The sequence below is a fragment of the Streptomyces cacaoi genome (assembly GCF_006539165.1).
Lineage (GTDB): Bacteria > Actinomycetota > Actinomycetes > Streptomycetales > Streptomycetaceae > Streptomyces > Streptomyces cacaoi.
On record NZ_BJMM01000135.1, the window covers coordinates 1 to 3398 of the forward strand.

The 3398-nt window shown below is 73.8% G+C and carries 2 protein-coding genes; both read right to left on the reverse strand.

Annotated features, from left to right (window positions below; translation table 11 throughout):
- Nucleotides 1–1828, reverse strand: a 1828-nt coding sequence (locus SCA03_RS34495; RefSeq protein WP_230989109.1) for a condensation domain-containing protein, incomplete at its 3' end; no start/stop codon positions are given.
- Nucleotides 1829–1929: 101 nt separating this feature from the next.
- The coding region (locus SCA03_RS34500) for a condensation domain-containing protein (protein ID WP_230989110.1) at nt 1930–3398 on the reverse strand (1469 nt) is incomplete at its 5' end.

The window sequence follows — 3398 nt, forward strand, 5'->3', positions numbered from 1 at the left end:
CCCCGTAGCTCAGGGCGCGTTCGCCGGAGACGACCGCCACCGCGTCCGGGTCCGCTGCCACACGCGCGGCGAACTCGTCCACCACCGACGACTCGACTCCGGGTCCCACCGCGCCGGACCACTCGGCGCCCAGCACCCGCTCCCGTTCCGCCTCGGCGGGGGCCATGAGGTCGGACAGCGGGCGGGTGGCGGGGGCGGTGACGGCCTGGGCGGCGGTGTGGAGCCAGTGCGCGGCCATGCGGTCGATCGTCGAGGCGTCGAAGAGTTCGGTGTTGTACTCGATCGCCGCTACGAGGCGCTCGTCCTCCTCGGCGAACTCCAGCATGAAGTCGAAGGGGAGCGCGTCCCGTGCCACGTCCAGGGGCTCCACCCGGGCCCCGGCCAGCGAGACCTCGGGGGCGCGGGCGTTCTGGAGCACCACCATGGCCTGCACCAGGGGCATCCGGCCGGGGTCGCGTTCGGGCGCGACGGCTTCGACGACGCGGTCGAAGGGGGTTTCCCGGTGGTCGAAGGCTTCCAGGACGTGGGCGCGCACCCCGCTGAGGAACTCTTCGAACCCGGCGGTCCGGTCGACGCGGGTACGCAGCACCAGCGTGTTGACGAAGAAGCCGATCAGGTTCTCCAGCTCGGGGCGTTCCCGTCCCGCCGTGACCGTGCCGACGGCGATGTCGTCCTGCCCGCTGTAGTGGGCGAGCAGCAGCTGGGTGAGGGCCGTGAGCTGGACGAAGAGACTCGCTTCCGTTCTGCGTTCCAGCGCGCGCAGGCCGGCGACGGTCTCCGGCGGCACCTCGAACCTGTGGACGGCGCCGGAGGTGCCGCGTACCGCACGGCGGGGACGGTCGGTGGGCAGTTCGAGCGGCTCGACCCCGTCCAGGGCGCGCCGCCAGTACCGCAGGTGGTCGTCCTCCTGCGTGGCGTCGGATGTGCGGTCGCGCTGCCAGACGGCGAAGTCGGCGTACTGCACGGGGAGTTCGGGAAGCCGCGCCGGGCCTTCACCGCGTACGGCGGCGGAGTAGAGAGCGCTGAGCTCCCGGGTGAGGATGCCGAGCGACCAGCCGTCGGTGACGATGTGGTGGGCCGACAGGAGCAGCGCGTGCTCCTCGGGGCCGAGCCGGACGAGCAGGACGCGCAGCAGCGGCCCCGTACGCAGATCGAAGGGCTCGCGGAGACGGGCCCGGAGGAGGGCGTCCGCCCGCGCGGCACGCTCCGCCGCGACGTGTTCCTCGGTGCCGCACGCATCGAGACCGTGCGCGTCCGTCCCGTGCGGGTCGGTCCCGCACGCATCGGTCCCGCACGTGCCGGTGTCGCACGTGTCGGTGTCGCACGTGTCGGTGTCCCGGGCCCCGGCGTCGTCCGCGGGCGCCCCCGGGGCGTCCTCGGGAGAACCCGGGTGGTCCTCGGGAGAACCCGAGTCGTCCTCGGGAGCACCCGGGGCGTCCTCGGGCCCTGATACGTCCACGCGCTCGACGGGCACGGTCATCGACGGGTGCACGTGCTGGACGACGCGACCGTCCACCGCGTCGAACGTCGTCCGCAGCGACTCGTGCCGCCGCACCACCTCGTCGACCGCTCCCCGCAGCGCCCGCTCGTCCAGGCGGCCCCGAATCCGCAGCCCCAGCCCGGAGTTGTACTCCACTCCGCCGGGCTGGAACTCGTCGAGGAACCAGAGCCGCTGCTGCGCGAACGACGCCGGCAGCTCCCCGCCGCGGTCCGCCCGGGGGATGCCGGTCTCCTCCGGGGCCTGGCCCGCGAGGCGCCGGCGGAGCAGCTCGCGCATGTGCTCCGGCAGTGAGCTGATCCGGCTCTCCCGGGACGGCTGCGTACTCAATTCCTCTCCTCAAGGCAGAAGGGCCGACGGCGCGGTCGCCGCGGGGTGGTGCGCGGTCACGGTGGCGGGACCGGGCGTGGGCGGGGCGGGAAGGCCCCCGGTCAGCGCTTCAGCACGCTGCGCAGGGTGGCGGTGTAGTCCTCCGCGAGGGCCTCGACGGTCGACGCGCGATGGATGCCGGCCGAGTAGTACCAGGTGATCCGGAGGCGGCCCTCGTCGACGGCGGCCACCACGTCGATCAGGTGGTTGCGCTCCTGGCGCGGACCGTGGTCCTGCCCGTCGGTTCCGGTCCGGGTGTCGAGCAGCCCGTCCGCACCGTCCGTGCCGTCCCCCGCTCCCGCACCGGCCTGGCCGAGGTAGTTGAAGCTGATCTGCGGCTCCGGGGCCTCGGCCAGTGCGTGTGCGGGGCCGTCGGCCGGGGCGAGGTACCGCAACGCGCCGTAGCCGACGCCCCGCTGCGGCACCGCGCGCAGCTGCCGCTTCACCGCCCGCATCGTCGCGGGCCAGCTCTCGTCCTCGGGCAGCTCCAGGGCCACCGGGTGGATCGCGGTGAACCAGCCGACGGTGCGGGTCAGATCGACGTCGTCGAACAGTTCCTCGCGGCCGTGGCCCTCCAGGTTGACGGCCACCCGGCCGTGCCCGGTCCACCGCTCCAGGACGCGGGCGAACGCCGCCAGCAGCACATCGTTGATCTGCGTCCGGTACATGCCCGGCGCCCGCTGGAGCAGGGCCCGGGTGTCCTCCTCGGACAGCGAAGCGGACACCGCGGACTGCACGGACACGGTGTTCGCCCCCGGCAGGTCCATGGGCAGCTGGACACGGGCCCGGTCGATCACGGACCGCCAGTAGTCGACCTGGTCATCGAACCCGCCCTCGGTGACGTGCGCCGTGAGCCGGTCCGCCCACCGCTGCACGGAGGTCGTCCGCGGCCCCAGGTCGGCGGGCGTGCCCGTGCGCAGCTGCTCGTAGGCCGTCGCCAGGTCCTCCAGCAGGATCCGCCAGGAGACGCCGTCGATCACCAGGTGGTGTGCGGTGAGCAGCAGCCGGTCACGGCCGTCGCCGCCCCGCCTGCCGACCACGGCCCGCAGCAGCGGCCCGTGCCCGAGGTCGAGCCCCGACTGCGCGCCGACCACCAGCTCCCGCCAGGCGGCCTCGACGTCCGTCGCGGAGGTCAGATCGTGCACGGTCAGCACGCGGTCGACGTCGGCCTCCGCAAGGATCGTGCCGTGCCAGTCCCCCGCCGCGTCACGCACGAACGTGCTCCGCAGGGCGTCGTGCTGTGCCAGTACGGCCGCGAGCGCGGCCCGCAGGGTTTCGAGGTCCGTGGCCTCCGGCAGGAGGAACGTCATCGACATGGTGAAGTGCTCGGGGTCCACCGGGTGCGAGCGGAAGAACCACTCGCGCACGGGTGTGGTGGCGACCGGCCCGGTGACCGCCTCGCCCGGCAGCACCTCGGCTCCGTACCCGTCCTCGGCGTTCCCCTCGCCGTACCCGGCCTCGTCCATGCCCGCCGCCAGCGCGGCGACGGTCGGCCGCAGGAACACGTCCCGCGAGCTGAGCCGGAACCCGG